The sequence below is a fragment of the Moheibacter sp. genome (genome assembly GCF_049672845.1).
Classification (GTDB): Bacteria; Bacteroidota; Bacteroidia; order Flavobacteriales; family Weeksellaceae; genus Moheibacter.
The window spans coordinates 1-17,157 of sequence record NZ_JBATWT010000017.1 but is presented as its reverse complement, the minus strand read 5'-3'; the positions used below and the strand labels follow the sequence as shown (position 1 = coordinate 17,157).

15 protein-coding genes are annotated in these 17,157 nt (G+C 37.0%); 8 read left to right on the top strand and 7 right to left on the bottom strand.

Annotated features, from left to right (window positions below; genetic code table 11):
* Window positions 1-621 precede the first annotated feature (621 nt).
* Genes WBF63_RS06705 through WBF63_RS06690 form a run of 4 tightly spaced genes read left to right on the top strand, consistent with a single transcriptional unit; the run spans window position 622 to window position 2,201 of the window.
* Window positions 622-1,380 (top strand): hypothetical protein, encoded by a 759-nt coding sequence (locus tag WBF63_RS06705; protein WP_424368941.1) that lies wholly within the window; start codon window positions 622-624, stop codon window positions 1,378-1,380.
* Window positions 1,380-1,775: a DUF5675 family protein gene (locus WBF63_RS06700; protein WP_424368940.1), complete on the top strand. Its 396-nt coding sequence runs from the start codon at window positions 1,380-1,382 to the stop codon at window positions 1,773-1,775. Before WBF63_RS06705 ends, WBF63_RS06700 begins: the two co-directional genes overlap by 1 nt.
* Before the next feature lie 3 nt (window positions 1,776-1,778).
* Window positions 1,779-2,021, top strand: a complete 243-nt coding sequence (locus tag WBF63_RS06695) for a hypothetical protein (RefSeq protein WP_424368939.1) — start codon at window positions 1,779-1,781, stop codon at window positions 2,019-2,021.
* Window positions 2,022-2,024: 3 nt separating this feature from the next.
* Complete coding sequence (locus tag WBF63_RS06690) at window positions 2,025-2,201, top strand: hypothetical protein (RefSeq protein ID WP_424368938.1); 177 nt, start codon at window positions 2,025-2,027, stop codon at window positions 2,199-2,201.
* Window positions 2,202-2,595: 394 nt separating this feature from the next.
* On the opposite strand, the gene WBF63_RS06685 is transcribed toward WBF63_RS06690, so the two are convergent.
* Both WBF63_RS06685 and WBF63_RS06680 read right to left on the bottom strand, forming a co-directional pair.
* Window positions 2,596-3,396, bottom strand: coding sequence for a helix-turn-helix domain-containing protein (locus WBF63_RS06685; RefSeq protein WP_424368937.1), 801 nt, complete (start codon window positions 3,394-3,396; stop codon window positions 2,596-2,598).
* A gap of 134 nt (window positions 3,397-3,530) precedes the next feature.
* Window positions 3,531-4,244: a hypothetical protein gene (locus WBF63_RS06680; protein WP_424368936.1), complete on the bottom strand. Its 714-nt coding sequence runs from the start codon at window positions 4,242-4,244 to the stop codon at window positions 3,531-3,533.
* 229 nt (window positions 4,245-4,473) lie between these two features.
* Between WBF63_RS06680 and WBF63_RS06675 the strand changes: the two genes are divergently transcribed.
* The 3 genes from WBF63_RS06675 (at window position 4,474) to WBF63_RS06665 (ending at window position 8,018) form a co-directional block, all read left to right on the top strand.
* Complete coding sequence (locus tag WBF63_RS06675) at window positions 4,474-6,105, top strand: tetratricopeptide repeat protein (protein ID WP_424368935.1); 1,632 nt, start codon at window positions 4,474-4,476, stop codon at window positions 6,103-6,105.
* A 107-nt stretch (window positions 6,106-6,212) separates the two neighbouring features.
* Window positions 6,213-7,694 (top strand): DoxX family protein, encoded by a 1,482-nt coding sequence (locus WBF63_RS06670; protein ID WP_424368934.1) that lies wholly within the window; start codon window positions 6,213-6,215, stop codon window positions 7,692-7,694.
* Between the two features lie 75 nt (window positions 7,695-7,769).
* Window positions 7,770-8,018, top strand: a complete 249-nt coding sequence (locus WBF63_RS06665) for a DUF6520 family protein (RefSeq protein ID WP_424368933.1) — start codon at window positions 7,770-7,772, stop codon at window positions 8,016-8,018.
* 39 nt (window positions 8,019-8,057) lie between these two features.
* On the opposite strand, the gene WBF63_RS06660 is transcribed toward WBF63_RS06665, so the two are convergent.
* From WBF63_RS06660 to WBF63_RS06650, 3 genes are all read right to left on the bottom strand, one after another.
* Window positions 8,058-10,538: a prolyl oligopeptidase family serine peptidase gene (locus tag WBF63_RS06660; RefSeq protein WP_424368932.1), complete on the bottom strand. Its 2,481-nt coding sequence runs from the start codon at window positions 10,536-10,538 to the stop codon at window positions 8,058-8,060.
* 87 nt (window positions 10,539-10,625) lie between these two features.
* A complete protein-coding gene (locus tag WBF63_RS06655) occupies window positions 10,626-12,026 on the bottom strand; it encodes a RagB/SusD family nutrient uptake outer membrane protein (protein ID WP_424368931.1) in 1,401 nt (466 codons plus the stop codon).
* Between the two features lie 11 nt (window positions 12,027-12,037).
* Complete coding sequence (locus tag WBF63_RS06650) at window positions 12,038-15,109, bottom strand: SusC/RagA family TonB-linked outer membrane protein (protein ID WP_424368930.1); 3,072 nt, start codon at window positions 15,107-15,109, stop codon at window positions 12,038-12,040.
* A 769-nt stretch (window positions 15,110-15,878) separates the two neighbouring features.
* On the opposite strand from WBF63_RS06650, the gene WBF63_RS06645 reads away from it, so the two are divergent.
* Entirely contained in the window at window positions 15,879-16,217 is a 339-nt protein-coding gene (locus WBF63_RS06645) for a hypothetical protein (RefSeq protein WP_424368929.1), read from the top strand.
* Between the two features lie 4 nt (window positions 16,218-16,221).
* On the opposite strand, the gene WBF63_RS06640 is transcribed toward WBF63_RS06645, so the two are convergent.
* Together WBF63_RS06640 and WBF63_RS06635 are read right to left on the bottom strand one after the other, a co-directional pair.
* Entirely contained in the window at window positions 16,222-16,455 is a 234-nt protein-coding gene (locus WBF63_RS06640; protein WP_424368928.1) for a hypothetical protein, read from the bottom strand.
* Window positions 16,456-16,465: 10 nt separating this feature from the next.
* Window positions 16,466-16,957 carry a thermonuclease family protein gene (locus WBF63_RS06635; RefSeq protein ID WP_424368927.1) on the bottom strand — a complete coding sequence of 164 codons (492 nt, stop codon included), beginning with the start codon at window positions 16,955-16,957 and terminating at the stop codon, window positions 16,466-16,468.
* Window positions 16,958-17,157 lie beyond the last annotated feature (200 nt).

Here is a 17,157-nt window from a genome sequence, read left to right as displayed (position 1 = left end):
TCACCATGACGGCCCATCGTGGTTTGACAGGCTCACCATAACAGCTCAGGGTGACGAGAGTTTGGGTGTTTGAGTGGTGGGGTGGATGAGAACATAGAAAATAGATGTTGGATGTAGGGTTTTGGATGTGGGGTGTTTGTGGTTCGATAAGCTCACCATGACGGCCCTTCGTGGTTTGACAGGCTCACCATAACAGCTCAGGGTGACGAGAGTTTGAGTGTTTGAGTGATGGGGTGGATTGGAGCATAGAAAATAGAGAATAGAGAATAGATGTGGGGTGTGGGGTGTTGGATGCGGGGTGTTGGATGTAGGGTGTTGGATGCTGGGTGTAGGATGTGGGATGTTGGGTTTACAGGGAGGATGGGCAAGGGAATAGATGATGGAGGAAGTTAGAGATTGTTTCATCGAGTGTTTTGTGATTTTTTTCTAGAGTTTTTTATTGATTAAGCGGTTGTTTATATGTCATTTAGCGACATAAGTGTCATGGGTGGTCATATGTGACATGGGGATTTTTTTGAGTGAAATAAAAGTTAAAGGTTTGTATCAAATTCAATTTTAATAGTTGCAACGAAAGAAAATTGAAATGTCATTTTTTAATGTTTAACTCAAAAATTTTTAATCATGGCAAAACAAAAAGGAATTATTAAGATTGAAGGTACTATCGGTGATATTACTTTCTACAGGACTCGTGATGGATATCTTGTTCGCGAAAAAGGTGGTGTTGATGGTAGAAGAATTGCTTCTGATCCTTCCTACCAACGTACCCGAGAGAATAATGCTGAATTCGGTCGTGCAGGTAAGGCCGGGAAAATGCTAAGAACGGCTTTCCGCTCACTTTTATTAAACCGTGCTGACGGCCGAATGGTTTCCAGACTTTCACGGCAGATGCTTTGGGTGATCAAAAGTGATCAGGTAAGTTTAAGAGGTGAGCGACATATAGGTGAAGGCGAGTTGAAATTACTGAGTGGATTTGATTTCAACAACAGAGGCCTTCTCAGTACGACTTTCTTCGGAAGTTATAATGTAGGTATTGACCGTTCATCGGGTGAGATGAGTGTCGATGTTAATCCATTTATCCCAATTAACACTATTACTGCGCCAAGTGGTTCCACCCATTTTAAAATTATCTCGGGGGCTGCAGAGATAGATTTTGCCGGGGAGACGTATAATGTTGCGAGTTCTGAAACCCCTTTTATGCCTTTGGATGGTATTGAGACGACGGCTATTAACCACGTTCATGCTCTTACGGCTGATACAGAACTGGCTTTGGCTGTGGTTCTGGGTATTGATTTTTATCAGGAAGTAAACGGTGAGTATTATTCGCTTCAGAATGGTGCTTTTAACCCATTGAGTCTGGTAGAAATTGAAAATGCGGTATAATGGAACTGGAGCTTATCCGCCATTATTTCCCTGATGGCACGAATGGTTTGCTTACTGTCGGCGGACGGAAAGTTTGTAATACCATTGAGTTGCCCTGGAGGGATAATCTGAGAAGTGTTTCCTGCATACCTGAGGGTCGTTATCCGCTTCGTAAGCGTTACAGTGAGCGGTTTAAATGGCATATTGAAATAGAGGATGTACCGGGTCGTTCGGCTATTCTGTTTCATCCGGCTAATTATGCGCTCGGGGAGTTGCGTGGATGTATAGCTCCAGTCCTGGAGTTATCAGGTGCAGGTAAGGGTTTATATTCCGTAAAGGCGTTTGAGCAGCTTAAGCGTCTGGTTTATAAAACCATTGATTTGAAGGAAGAAGTTTATTTAACTATTAAATCTTGAATTATGAATGATATGAATATAGTTAAAAGAGCTAAGGCACCGACACCGAGGTTTTTCAAGGTGCTTCGAACCATTGGTTTGGTGCTTGCGGGCGTTGGGGGCAGTATAATTGCTGCACCTGTAGAGCTTCCGCTGCTTCTTGCAAGTCTGGGCGGTTATATGGCCGTTGCGGGCGGGGTGATATCGGCTGTGAGTCAGATTACGGTTGATGACGCCCGGGAGGCTTCTGAGGAAGAAGAAATATAGTTTATGTATCTTGATTCTCTCAGGGTCGGAACGGCCGGAGGTACTTTTCTCAGTGTGATGGTTTTTTTGAACTATCGGGATTTTCTTGAAGCGATGATACTTTCTGCGGTTGGTGCAGTAGTGAGTTTCGGAGTTTCCTATCTGATGAAGTATCTTTTAAAGAAGTACCTGAATGATTGAGTGGACCCCGGCGGATGCCGGGGTTCTTTTTTTGCTGTTGGGGTGTGGGGTGTAGGGTGTAGGATGCGGGGTGCTTGATGATGGATTATTTAAGTTTTCGAATGTATACGTTGGTGCCTTTGAAGGGGTTGAAAGAGGGTTTGTAATAAATCAATCCTGAATCCTGGAGGTCTTTAAGACATTTATGGTAGGTTGAGGAGGACTGAATTTTACTTGCTTGCATCATTTCTGGTCTTGATATGCTAATTGGGTTTTTGAAGCCGTTGTTGAACCATTCCCTGTACAGGGTAAGGTATAGTGTTAAGTGTGAATGTTTGAGATTTTTATTTTCTCTGAGAAGTTTGTAAAAGATATTTAAGTATTTCAGTGTAGTCATGGGGAGTGGGTTTAATATTTAAGTTTTTTTCTTTATCATATTTCGGAACGCGGCCGGGCTCAGGCCTTGGTTTTTCTTAAAAAATCTTGAGAATGAAGAGATATCGCTAAATCCCAGTTCGTCTGAAATGTACTGGATAGAGTAATCTGCACTTAAAAGAATTTTGGCTTTATAGAGAATGTAGCGGTCTATGAACTTACGTGGAGATTCCCCTGTTTCTTTTTTCATTATTTTTCTTAGATTACTAGCGCTCATGAAAAGTTCGGAGGCATAAAAACTCACGCTTCTGTTTCTATGATGTTCAAGATTGAGAAGGTTTATAAAAGCCGTTAAAACCGGATGGATTTCATATTCCGGATTGAGGTTTTGAAGAACGGTTTTTTTCATCAACCAATCTAAATCGCTGATTAAGGATGCTAATAAATAGGAAGCTCCAATTGTGAAAGGTTCATGAACTTTACCATAAGTCAAACGTGAATGTAGTAATCGAAAGAGTAATTTAACGTAGGTAAAGTCATAAGCACTAAGGATTAATGTGCTGATATTTTCTAAGCGTGTAAGGTTTTTAATATTTAATTTAGCAGGAAGTTCCAGAATGGAAAACTTCAGCAGATAGAAGGACGAATGTTTGTCTTCTGCCTTCAGGGTAAGGGTATTGCCCGCAGGAATAAGTATAATTGAGCCGATGGGTGCTTCATATCGGGAGCCGTCCAACAGAAAAGTTAATCTCCGGTTCAGAATTATAAGAATCTGCATTCCGGTGAGTTCAGAACTCAGCGTGAGTGGCGATTTAAGATTTTGAAAAAGGTAAGTTTTCATAAATTCCAGTAAATAATTGATTGAAGGCAGGACTTAAAATCCTGTGGGTTTGATTCAGTCGGGTCCAACTCCCATCTGGGGTAGGTTAATGAATAGAATAGTCCTCCCCAGACAGGTCCAGGGAGGACATGCTCTTAAAATGCGTATTCGGAAATACCCATTAAAAGAGCCCAGTAAACCGCGGTTTGTTCATCAACAACAGCACCAAGAAGTGCTCCCGTCCTACTGGCTATGGAAATATCCCAATCTTTATCGTCGCGGCGTTTTTTCAGGTAGAGACCATGACGGATGAAAGAAGTTAAGCAGAGAATAATTCTTTTATCTTCAGCTGAATACATCGTGTCATTTAGCACATCATCTTCAAATCCGGTAATAAAAGAATGGAGATATGTGAATTCCTGGTGTTTGTTTATCTCAAGGAAATCTATAAAATCAATTAATTCATCTTTGGCTGTAGAAGAGCTGATAGTTTGTTCTAAAGCATCTTCGAATTCGTTGACCGGATCATTCAAGATATCCTGTATCTTTTGTGATGGGTTATTAGCTGAAATCTTTGATTGTCCTAATCCTGTTAAAATATTGATTTTATTGATTGCATCGGTAATCGAGACAGGGTCTGCAAAGTTTTCCCAAAAAGATTCGAGGTAGAGATTATGGTTAATCCCTACAGAATCGAAAGGGTTAGCCGTATTTTCGGGATCTATTCCGGTTTTGCCAAGTATTTGGTTGTCAACAGTAAAAGATTCATCAAAGAATTCCGTGGGTACATCTTCATCATTCAGGCAGGAAATAGAGATGAATAAAAAGGTCAAAAAAGAAAATACAGTGTAATGGGCTATGCGTGTCATAATGAGTTGATTTAAAAAGTTACTGAATAATTTTTCAGTTCTTTTCCCCGGGCAAGAGAAACTGTATCATTGTGAATTCATAACAAAACTATGACTAGTAAAGAGTTCATTACAAATGGTTGTAAGAAGGTTTTCGAAAAAGTGCATCTTCTTTTTTCGAAAATCAATACAGTCTTATAATGGAATAATTTTTTAATTTAGAGGGTCATCCTTCTAAAACAGCTGATCTATGATGGAATGTTTATTTTTTTTCAAAAGAAGCTTATGGGTTATTCTTCTAATAGTGCTGATGGCTTCTGACAGGGTGTGTGCTCAGGTACAAGACTATTATGATTTGATCTATGAGCAAATCGAAGAAAATGAGGGTTTGCCACAGCAAAGGATTTATCTGAACGCTTATCTTCAACGCGCTAAAAGCGAGCGTAATTATGACGAAATAGTCAATGGTTATCGGTTATTCAGTTATTATCGGCCGGAGAAGGAAGCCTTGCAATATGGTGACAGTATGGTTTGGATATCGGAGAGATCAGGAAATTCCTTGCTAAAAGCTGATGCCTATTTATCGAAGGGCATACTCTATTATAAGTATAAGAAATATAAACCTGCCCTGGACCTTTATTTAAAATCCCTTTCACATCTGGAAAAGACGGATGACGAATATCTTTACTTCAAAATACTATACAATCTCGCACAGGTCAAAAATTACCTTGGGTATTATGAAGAAGCTATTGCGCACTATAAAGACTGTATTGAATATTTCCGGAAAGAAAATAAAAGAGGTTATCTGAACAGTTTACATGCTTTGGCCTTGTGTTATAGTCGGTTGGGAGATTTTGCACAAAGCAATGAAGTTATTGCGTTGGGGAAAGCAGAATCAGAAAAGTTATCTATAAATATGGAGGCTTATTTCAATTTGCTGTTGGGAATTAATAGCTCCTATTTGAATGATTACCATACAGCGATCAGGTTAATAGGAGAAAGCATGAGGGTGATGGAGAGCAGCAGAGATTTCGCTCAAATTGCTATGGGAAATTTTTATTTGGGAAAAAGTCATTGGGTACTCGATAAGCGGGAGAAGGCTGTGGGTTTTTTCCGCAAGGTGGATGAAATATTTGAACGACATAATTATATACAACCCCAGCTGAGGGAGGCTTACTACTATTTAGGTCAGTATTATCAGGAAATGGGAAATACAGATAGTGTAAATTATCATTTGTCTCAATTGTCCAAGGCAAATTGGCATTATGAAAAAGAATATCTAATCCTAACTCCTAAAATCCTGAAAGAATATGATTTTGCACAATCGCAAAAGGAGAATTATGCTTTAAAAGACTCGTTGCAAAAAAAGGAAAAAGAAAAATGGTGTTTCTTGGCCGGTATAGGAAGCTTTTTAATTATTAGTGTTTTGGCTTTTGTTTACCGAGGGAAAATAAGGAAAGAAAAGTTACAAATAAAAAGTGAGCGGAAAACGAGATCTATTGAATTAAACGATTCTGTGTTGTCGAATCTGGGGAATCAATTGTCTAAATTTGAACAATCAGGTAAATTTTTAAAGAAGGACTGGACTCAAGCTCAACTCGCTTCAGAATTTGGTTCCAATGTCGCTTATTTAAAAGAAGCTATTAAAAAATTAAAGAATAAAACATTTAGTGCCTACATAAATGATTTGCGAATTGAATATCTATTGGATTTATTGGAAAAGGATAGAAAAATAAGACATTATGATAATAAGTCTCTCGCTAAGGAAGTAGGTTTTAGTTCTACGAGTCGTTTTACCAAAGCTTTTCAATCCAGAACCGGTATGCGTCCAGGAGAATATATGGAGCATTTGCGTCTAAGAAAAGAAATTGAGGGGCACTGATCTTATTGAGGTTATTGACTTCTCGTTTGTGTCAATTATTTTCCATGTTGGGATAAATGTTCGGCTTTTTCTCTTCCTAAATTTGGGGTATCTAAAACTTTTTTCCAATGCGAGTTCGAAAACCTTCATATTCAGGACTAGATGTTTCTATTGCTTATCTCTTTATTTTACTATTTGTGTACGCAGCAGTAAGTAAGCTTCTGGAGTTTCAGGATTTTCAAACACAATTAGGTCAATCACCCTTACTGGGTGCTTTTGCAGTTCCGATATCCTATGCCGTCATCATTGTAGAATTAGTGACTGCTGTTTTCTTGGTACTTGAGAGAACGAGGAGATTGGGGCTTATTATCTCTTTTGTTCTGATGGTAATGTTTACGGTGTACATTATCATCATTCTGAATTTCACTTCCTTTACCCCTTGTTCGTGTGGCGGGGTATTGGAAGATCTGGGGTGGACGGAACATTTGGTGTTCAATATGGTGTTTATCGCTCTGGCGATTGCAGGGTTGTTTCTAAGCCATAACATCCATTTCAAAAAGCAGCTATTTCACTATTTAGGATTAAGCCTTCTGGGTTCAGCCATTGTGATTGCATTGTTTCTATTTTCTGAAAAGGAAATCAAGCGGAACAATGCCTTTCAGCGGAAATATATGCCACATGGACTGGAAGAAATAGGCAATTTCCAATTGGAATCCAATGCTTTTTACATTGCCGGGGTGGATGATAGTTTAATTTATCTTGGTAATTACAATGCGCCATTGTATTTAAAAGCTATCAGCCGGGATTTAAAAAGATCCAAAGAAATCAAAGTGGAAATTGAGGATTATGAATTGCCTTATAAAAGAGTTCGGATAGATGTAGAATCCCCCTATTTCTTTGTAGGAGATGGAACGGTTCCTGTTCTTTTCAGGGGAAATACAAAAGACTGGAATGCCAAGACTTTTTCAAAAAATGACGCTTATTTTTATCAGTTTCAGGTCATCGACTCCTTGCGTCTGGTTTTTACGACTACGAGTACAAAAACGCAATCTACTATGGTAGGGGAATTGAAAAAGGAAAAGGATTCGGTATATATTCAACTTCATGAGAAAATCCTGAAAGCACAATTCAATGACATCTTTGATACAGACGGATTGTTAATGTGGAATTCCCAACGAAAACAAGCCCTCTATGTATATTATTATCGTAACCAATATGAAACAGCCGATTCTGAATTTGATTTTTTATTTACCGGCAAAACCATTGATACGATTAGCCGGGCACAGTTGGATGTGGCACATTACAAAAAAGAGGATGCCTATAAACTGGGAAAAGCAACGGTGGTCAACCGCACGGCTTCTGTATGGGGAGATCAACTTTATGTGAACAGCTCGCGATTGGGGAAATATGAGAGTGAAGAAGTGTTGAGATCCGCAAGTATATTGGACTGCTACAACATAGCAACCAACGAATACTCGCACAGTTTTTATTTCTACCATCAACCGGATCAGATATTAAGAGAATTTAAAGTAGTCAGGGATACTGTATTCGGATTAGTAGGTGATCAATTAAGGATACAAAAAATACAACCTAAATACTATAGGGAATAAAAAATAACGCGCGTTTCAGGAGGAAGGCCGAACACCTGTATAAACTAGTAGGTCATCAATTTTAAATTAACACGTATGAAAACTAAAATTTTCAAAACAGGACTGCCTATTATGGCATTTTTGACGGCTATTGCCTTTGCTTTTGCAACGGAGAATAAAGGGAGAGAAGATTCACTTGTTACTGAGTATATCTACAATAACAATAAATGTGAGATTGTAACCCGAAATTGTAGCAATACATCAAATGTTCTTTGTATGTCTGGCGCTAATCAGGTATTTAAATGGGGGACTACAACTTGCGATGGGTTGCTGTACCATCCTTAAATTTTTATTTATTAAACAAATGGAGGGGGCCCCCTCCATTTATTTCAGGTAAAAATTAAACCAATTAAATATTTCTTTCGATAGGTGTAGTTGATTTTCCTTATCAGTCAAAGCGTGGTAATCCTCGTATAAAAGTAATTTTCCTTCTTTTTTTAAGCGCATCATGGACAAAAAGAAAGAAACACTTTGGACCCAATGGACTTGTAAATCTTTTTTTCCTGCCCATAAAAGCAATGGTGTATTTAGTTTGCCTATGTGTTCAATAGGGGAATTTTCCAAGTATTTTTCTTTTACTTTATAAAAAGAATCTCCCATTCTGAACTGACCTGATTCAAATCGCCACATTTCAGGTTTATTCCAGTCCCATCCAACGCTATGGTACCAACTGCTAAAATCAGTAGGGGCAGAACCGGCAACTATTGCGGTGAATTTATCTGTTTGAGTTGCAATAAATGCCGCTTCATATCCTCCGAATGAGTGACCATATAATCCAATTTTTTTGTGATCAATAGGTGCAACTTTACTAGTGGCATCAACAGAGTTTACTACAGCATCCAAAGCGGAATTACCGGGATTTCCAATTTCGTATTTAATATCGGGCAGTAAAACAAAATAACCGTTTAAACTATATTTGAGCGGATTAAATCCCGTATAACCCGGGAAAATTGGGGAGTTGAAATTGTGGATGTTTTCGGATGCTTTTTCATATATGAAAACCACAAGCGGATATTTTTTACGAGGGTTGAAATTTGAAGGATACAGTAAAGCACCGCCTAGGGTATCGCAATTTTTTGTAGGGTACTGTATTTTTTTTGAATAACCTAAATCATAGTGTAAAAGATCTTCATTGCTTTGGTAAAGCAAAGTAGAATTTGGGGATTTTAGGTTACGATAATGAATAGATGGGGGTGCATTGTATTTTTGTGTTTTATAGAAATAATGATGATTTACGCCTCTTATTTCACTCGTGCTCTTCTCTCCCTCTGCTATTTTAAGGGAGGTTTTTCCATTGAATAGTTCATATGATTTAGAATCATCATCTTTTGTAATTTCTATCACTATTTCCTCGTTTGGAAGCATAAAAGAATAAGCGTTTAGAAAAAAATACAGGTATTTTTTCGTATTGCTGTAGTAATCTCTAGCAACTCTGTATTTTTTGTTTTGCTCTTTTCCTTGGGTTAAACGTGATAGGTTATTTTTTGGGATATCGAACTTCCAAACATCATATTCATCTGAAATAAGAATAGAATTTCCATCGCTGACCCAAAAAACAGTTTCAAAAGGAGTAAGTCCTACTTTATTTGGCTTTTCATTTTCTAAGAAATCTGTTAAATTCGAACTATTTACAGATATCGTCTTTTGTCTTTTCACATCCCAAACCCACCATTGGCTATCTCTAAAGAATGCTACATAATTTCCTTTTGGTGAAATAGAGATATTAAGTGGGTGATTATAAACTTTATCAGAGATTAACAATTCTTTTCCGGAATCAATCATCTTTATGTAAATATCGACATATGGATATTCTTTATACATAGGTTCATAAATTAATTCATTATAGACTAAACAAAAATCGAGGTGTGGATTCAATATTATGGATGGTTTTTCTCTAGTAGAAACTTCGTGGATCTTATTTTCTTTTAGGTTCCATAGGGTGAGTAAACTATCTTCCGTCTGATTTTTGTATGCTTGGCGACGTGGGTAAATCACCGAATCTGTCGTATTCCAATTTTCAACCTTTTTACCCTTTGCAACTCCATCCTCCATCGGTTGTCTATAAAAGAAAACATAATCCTCTGAAGCTCCTGAATGAAAGGCATTTTTGGCGTGAATTTTATAGTTTGGATAAAATGTATTCAAATCGTAATCCTTCAGTTTTTTAACTTCTCCTTTCCGGTTAATGTGAACTATCTGATTTGAGTCTTTGTCCTTTTCCATGAATACAATGCTTTCAGATGCCGGGGTCCAATCTACATTCCGTATTTCTTTACCAATTGATTCGTAAAGTATTTTTTTTTGTTTATTAACGGGATTAAATACGATTAAACTTTGAGTACTATCGTTGGTTTCAGACAGAAATAATAGTTCATACTCCTGTAAGCAGATGAATTCTTTAACGCCGGGGAAAGTATCAAAATTCCAGTTATTGAGATCAAAGACATTTAGATGAAATAAGAGAGTTGAATCACGAGTTAACGTATTTAAATACTTTCCATCTGAAGAAAACTCAAAGTTATGTACATGGAGCCAAATCTTCTTAAAATCGGAATTTAAATCTATCAGGGTTAATACATTGTCTTCTGATTTAGAAGCGAACCATTTATGGTCAGGAGAAAAGTCTGCTTTTGATGATTTGGGTAATTTGATGTGTTTTTTATGGTCGGTTTTTAGGAGATGATGGCTGTCTTCTTTGTGCCAATAATCCTCTGTAAACGTAATCCAGTTTCCGTCATCTGCTATTTTATCGATGTAAACATTTTCACTCCATAAGCTATCTAAGTCGGAAGTGTAAGTTTTCAAAGAATTTTGAGGATATAGATAGGATGTCATGATTATCATTATCCATATCGGGTATATAGATTTTTTAGAAAAGCTCATATTTCAAAATTAATATCCAGGGTTTTGTGGTAACAAATTCGGGTTGTTTAGTAGTTCGATTTCAGGAATAGGTAAAAGAAAATCCGTATTTCTCCAATTAGGTTTGATGGGAATGAGTACCTCTTCTGCTTTGTTGAATCGTACTAAGTCAAACCACCGGTGTCCTTGTTCGGCAAAAAATTCACTTCTTTTTTCCTGCAATATTTCATTTAGCAAATCGTCTTGGGTTTGCGCTATGGATGCTTGCAGACCTGCTCTGAATCGAATTGCATTTAGGTCTTCTTTTGCTTGTGATAGATTTCCAAGTCGGGCAAGGGCTTCGGCACGAATCAGATACTGTTCGGATAATCTTAAAACTTTTGCATATTCTATAGTGGTTCCTGTAAAACTATTTTCTTTATATTTTGTATTGGCGTACCATACATTATCACCGTCTGTGACGATGGATATCCAATTATTTTTTCTTAGATCTTCATTTTCCATAGATTCATAAATCTCCGGATTCAGGGCAAAATTATTTGGAGGTGAAGTGAAATTTAAGATCATACCCTCCCAGGTATTTAGTCCTTCTACTCCGGGTTTTAATTGAAGAATAGTTGAGGTGCTATTTTTGTTAAACTCTAGATTTATATCTTGTTCCAATGAATAAAGGGAGCTGGCGTTTATCACTTGCGAAGATTCTTCCATAGCGAGTGCCCAGTCCTCATGGTACAAATAAACTCTTGCTAAAAATGCAGAAATAACATATTTATTGGCTCTGATTTTATCTTCAATATGATACTGTTCTGTTAGTAAAGATTTTGATAAAATCAAATCTTCAATTATATTCTGATAAATTATTTCACTATCTGTTCTGGAAACATTTTGGTTTTCGATATGATGGGTTGATATTATATATGGAACGTTGCCAAAGAAATTTGTCAAATAAAAATGACAAACTGCGCGAATGAATAAAGCTTCACCCATCAGTCGGTTTATGGTTTCTGTATCTAAAGTGGTCGAATTCGAAATGCCTTCAAGGAAGCTGTTAGAGGCATAAATAAGGTTATAGCAACCATCCCAAACCGATTTTACAACCTGGTTGTTTGGGAGAATCGTATGGTTGTAAAAGCTTTCCAAAGGGTTTCCAGGAGTGGCATAATAGTCCAATTCATCTGAATACAATCCCATGATGATGCCATTTCCATTGAACATACCGGAAAACAGGATATCATCTCTCAGTTTTGTATACATATTTGCAACGGTTGCATTGGCTAGATTTTCATCTTCAAATACGGTATCAAACGGAATCTCACTAATGGGGGGTTCAACCTCTAAAAAATCTTCACAACTTGCATTGAAAATTGTTGAAGTAAAAAGGATAAATAATAGGGTTAGTTTTTTTAGACAATTATTTTTGATATGTTTCATGATTCTTATTTTTAAAATTTAATTTCAACTCCAAAGGATAATTTCTTGAGAGGGGGTAAGTAGGAAGTAGACACTTCAGGATCGCCTCCTTTGTACTTGGTAAAAGTCAATAGGTTGTAACCGTTCAGGGATATCTTACAGAAATCGATACCTTTTATGTTCTTTAAGCTATAAGATACGGAAAGTGATTTTAGTCGTATAAATGAAGCATCCGAAATAATTCTATTGCTTTCTATGAAGTTAATATGTGCCAGATAAGCTTCATAGTTGCTTCCTGTTGTGTACTGTTGATAATTTGAATTGGAATCACCGGGACTTTCCCAATGATTTAGGTAAGAGGACGGTTGATTTGTCATCATTCCCGGAGGGGCGTAGTTTCCGTGGTATTCATTGTAGCCCAGTTTTTTAGTAAACTGAAATAAAAAATCCAAAGAGATTGATTTATACTGAAGCGAGTTGAAAAGTCCTCCATAAAACTTCGGTGATAGATCTACTATGTAGTTTCTGTCATCCGTATTAATTACACCGTCATTGTTATAATCTTCGAATTCAAAAATACCTGTTTCAGGGTTAATTCCTGTTGTATGGTATAGTCTTACAATTGTGATAGGTTCGCCTATGACATACAGATTTGCATAAGTCGAATTTTCCAGATTTGGGAAGTCAATCAATTTATTTTTAGGAATAGTCAGATTAAAATTTGAGCTCCAACGAAAGTTTTTATTGTTCCAGATAGTAGAGCTTAGAGAGAACTCCCAACCGGAGTTTTGCACAACGGCATTTAAGTTGGATTGTATGGAAGAAAAGCCGGTGGTTCCGGGCATGGGGATTCCTACCAACTGATTTCCAGATCGATTTGAAAAATAATTTATTTCAAAATTAACGCAGTTTTTCCATAGCGCTCCTTCCAATGCAATATCAAATTTTTTATTGATTTCCCATGCATAGTCCGGATTGAAAAGTCGAGTTGGGTATAGGGTAACACCGTCATAATCACTATCCGAAATGTTGTACGTATTTTGGTATTGGTTATCATTTATTTGATCATTTCCGGAAGTACCCCAGCTTGTTCTGACTTTTCCAAAACTAAGCCAATGGGCGTTTTCTGCAAATTTTTCTTTTGAAAAGATCCAAGCAAAACCCACTGCGCCAAAATTTGCAAATTTATTACCGGATCCAAATCGGCTTGAACCATCTCTTCTTCCGGTCAAATTGAGGATGTATTTGCCGTTATACTTATAATTGATTCTTCCGAAAGCGGCTAAATATCTGTACTGCGAGCTATTCTCAGAGTTAACAAAGACTTGATTGGCGGCACTAAAATTTTCAATGAATATATCGTTCAAATAGCCTTCTGCAGACAAATACAATTGATGTGAATTTTTTTCTTGCAAGGTGCTTCCTACCGTATATAGGATTTCATTTTTTTTCCATTTAAATTCTCCTTCTATTTGGGGTTCTATCACCCAAGAATCTCTGACCCCATTGTTTTCATGATAGCGAGATTGTTGACTGGAATACCCATACGCCGGATTGTAAAGGGTATGGGGTAAGATTTTCTTTTCAATGAGTTCTGATCTTGTGTACCCCAGATTAATTTTAAAACGGTGATTTTCTATAAATCGATACGATAGAACTCCGTTGCCAATCAGATTGACCGATTTATTTTTGTATTTCGCATTTAATTTTGAAAATGGATTTTCCCAAGTGGAATTTTCCCAATTTAACTCCCCTTCTTCATCGTATAAGTCCGGAGCATTGGGAGGTAGTGAAAGAGCATCTTGTGAGAGGTCATTTATCGGAAGATAGTTATTATCTACCCCATAATTAAATGAAAAATCAAAACTTAATTTATCATTTTTAGAGGAATGGTTAATTTGGGAAAAAGCTGTAATTCTGTTGTAAGCAAAGTCAGAGGGGTATACCGTTGTTTCTTTGAGGACACTACCACCGGTTCTATACCGGGTATATTTGTTTCCTCCGGATAATGCTATGTCAACAGAATTTTGAGTAGCCGCGTTTCCAATGAATACTTTTTGCCAATCTGTGTATTTCGTTCTATCCCAAGTGCCATTTATGTCATAGGCATTAGAAGGGTAATCTGAAATACCATCATTTTGAAACGCTTGTTCTCTCATGGCTAAATATTGTTGGGTATTCATCAATTTCTTTGTTTGGGTTACTTTTGCCAATCCTGAAAATGCTTTGACATGTAAAGAAAGTTTTCCTTGATTTCCCTTTTTTGTCGTAATTAAAACAACACCATTTGCGCCACGTGAACCATAAATAGCCGTAGCATCTGCATCTTTCAGTATTTCCACGGACTCTATAGCAGAGGGACTTAATGTGTTTAGCGGATTTATATTGCCACCGGGTATAGTTGCGCCCGATACATCCCGAACCCCCAGGGTTTGCATATCATAGGGTACACCGTCAATAATATACAAAGGTTCATTTCCGGCAGTTATACTATTTCTACCCCGAATTAAAACGTCATATCCTCCACCGGGAATGCCGGAATTTTCTGTGATTTGAACTCCAGACATCCTTCCCTGCAGAGCCTCCAACACATTATTGACCGGCTGGTTTTCTATTTCTTCTGCTGATACACGTGAAATACTCCCTGTCCTTTCCTTATCTTTTACGGTATAATACCCCGCATTGATGAGCGCTTCTTCCAAGGCAATGGCTTCATATAGTTCTACGTCTATGACAAGCTGGTCGTTTACGGTGATTTCAACGGATTCGTAGCCGGAAAAAGAGAAAACCAGAATGTCTCCTACCGAAGCTGAAATGGCATAGGTGCCATCTTCTTTGGTGGTCGTAGCGATGTTGGTTCCTTTGATTTTTACGGAAACGCCCGGGATAACTCCGCCGGCATCATAAACGGTTCCGGTAACGAGGTCCTGGATTTGTTCTGTGCTTGGATAAGCAACTGAGGAAGGAGGATGTGCCGGTGCAAATGAGTACAATGCCATGAGGACCAGCAAAAGGTAGTTGACCGGCACTACTCCTTTCCAGAGAATTGCCCAATCTGTGGGCTTTCTTCTTAATAAATAGATTAATAATAATTTTGTTTTCATAATTAAAATGGTTTTAGTGATACATTTTTTGTGGCTGAGCAAGAGAGAAGTGTGGAAGATGGGTTTCCAACTCCTATCTTGATGGCCAAGGTTTTGCTCAATCTGAGCATAGTTCTTCTTGTCGTCTTTACCTGCTAAGCTGTTAAACAGTTAGTAAGTGACGTTGTTTCAATAAGTCCTGGTGAATCGTTCAAGTGGATGTTTTTCCACCTCTTGGTTGCGGTAAAAATCCCTGCCGGGGCGATGCTTCTTGCCCGGCACCCCTAGTGGAAGCCCCGACAGAGAAAATCAAATAACTAACACATTCAGTTATTAATACCTTTTTTGGGTGTACTTACTGCTTTTTTAAGAGTTTTGTTTTCATAAGCCTTCTTTTTTTAAAATTTATTTCTGTGTTGTTGTTTTTAGGAATTTGAAACTCGTGTTTCGAAATTCGCCATTTGCAAGACCCAAGAAATTTGAAGTGCTTAGAGTTGAGAAACGCAAAAGGCGTGGAACTCAACTTACCGAATCGGGGCACTGGTATGCCTTTGCACGAATAAGAGAGCCCACGCCCGGGTCGTGAGCATCTTGCTTATTTTCTCGTGCGTAAAAATTACCAGTTTTCGATTCGAGAATCTAAGCAATTGCTTCTAATATTTTTATCCTATTGGAAGAATTGCAAATTTATTAAACTATTTTAATACTATAATTTTATTCAAATATAAATAATTTATTCGGTACGCCAAAGCGTACCGAATAAATCTTGTAAAATTCTTTAATTGGCATCGTGGATAAAAAGTATCATAACCATGTTCAAATTAAAGTAGCAATCACACTTAAAAAGTTATTGAGTGAAAACAAAACACATCCTGTCAATACAAATGATGAGAAAGAAGTTTTAAAGAGTTATGAAAGCATTGCAATAGCTGCAGATTTACGAAAAGCTACTGTAAATGATATTTTTAACGCTAACACAAAATCAAGAATCATTACATTAATAGCAGTAGTTGAATCATTAGGTTTCTCAATGAATCTATTTGGTAAAATTTATGATGCTGTTACTGAAAAGGAGATAGCTGATTTTCTCTTTTTAAAGAAAAATAAAGAAAAACAAAAAACGAAATAATCCTTTAATAGTTGGTATATCTTTCCAATTTATCTCCATCAATAAAATAATCAATTCCGCTAATTTTATTCTGAGATACTTTGTATTCGACCTCTACAAAAAATGTAAATAACGAATACAATACAAATCGAGAATCTGATTTTATATGAATATCAATGAAATCGCCTTGCTTAAATACTAAGTCGTATTTATCATGGTCGGATAATTTTTCATATTCCTCAAGTGAGAGATTATCCATAATGATAAAGTTAGCGATATTTTATTATATTTTTTGATTTTTTTAATCTTCTGAATTCCCAAGGAGGAATAGCATGAGAGTCTTGCCACAATCCTAATTTTTGCTGTTCTGCTTCTTTTTGTAACTCTCCTAAAGTTTCATCATCAGAATAATAATGATACCACCAACCAAAGCCAGCTTTTATAATTTCAGCAGAGAGATACAAGTTATCATCATAGTATATTTTTGCAATGGTACGTCCCCATCTATCCTGATCTGTTTCTTCAAAAGTTATTTCTTTTCCAAAAACCGCATTCGAAGTAAACTGTTTTGCATTTTTTCCAAACGCCTGACCACTTTCCGGACAATCAACTTCTGCTAGTCGAAGTGTTTGTTGCGTTTTATTTTCCAATAGAACAACAATAGTATCACCGTCTTTTATGCCTACTACTTGGGCTGTTGTTTGAGAGTAGGATAAAAAAGGTATTAATAGAAATGTAAAACATATAAGTTTAATTGTCATAACTCAAAGATAGGTTAAATAAAAAATCGTAATTATAATTATTTGAAAAAATGTATATTTATGAAAATAAGTGTGTAAGTCCCCCGTTTTTCCGACAATTCAAAACTAAACAAATTACGCACTTCTTTTTAATTTAAATTCGATAGGTGAACAATCAGCTAAACTTGAATGTGGGTGATTATGATTGTAATCCTCCATCC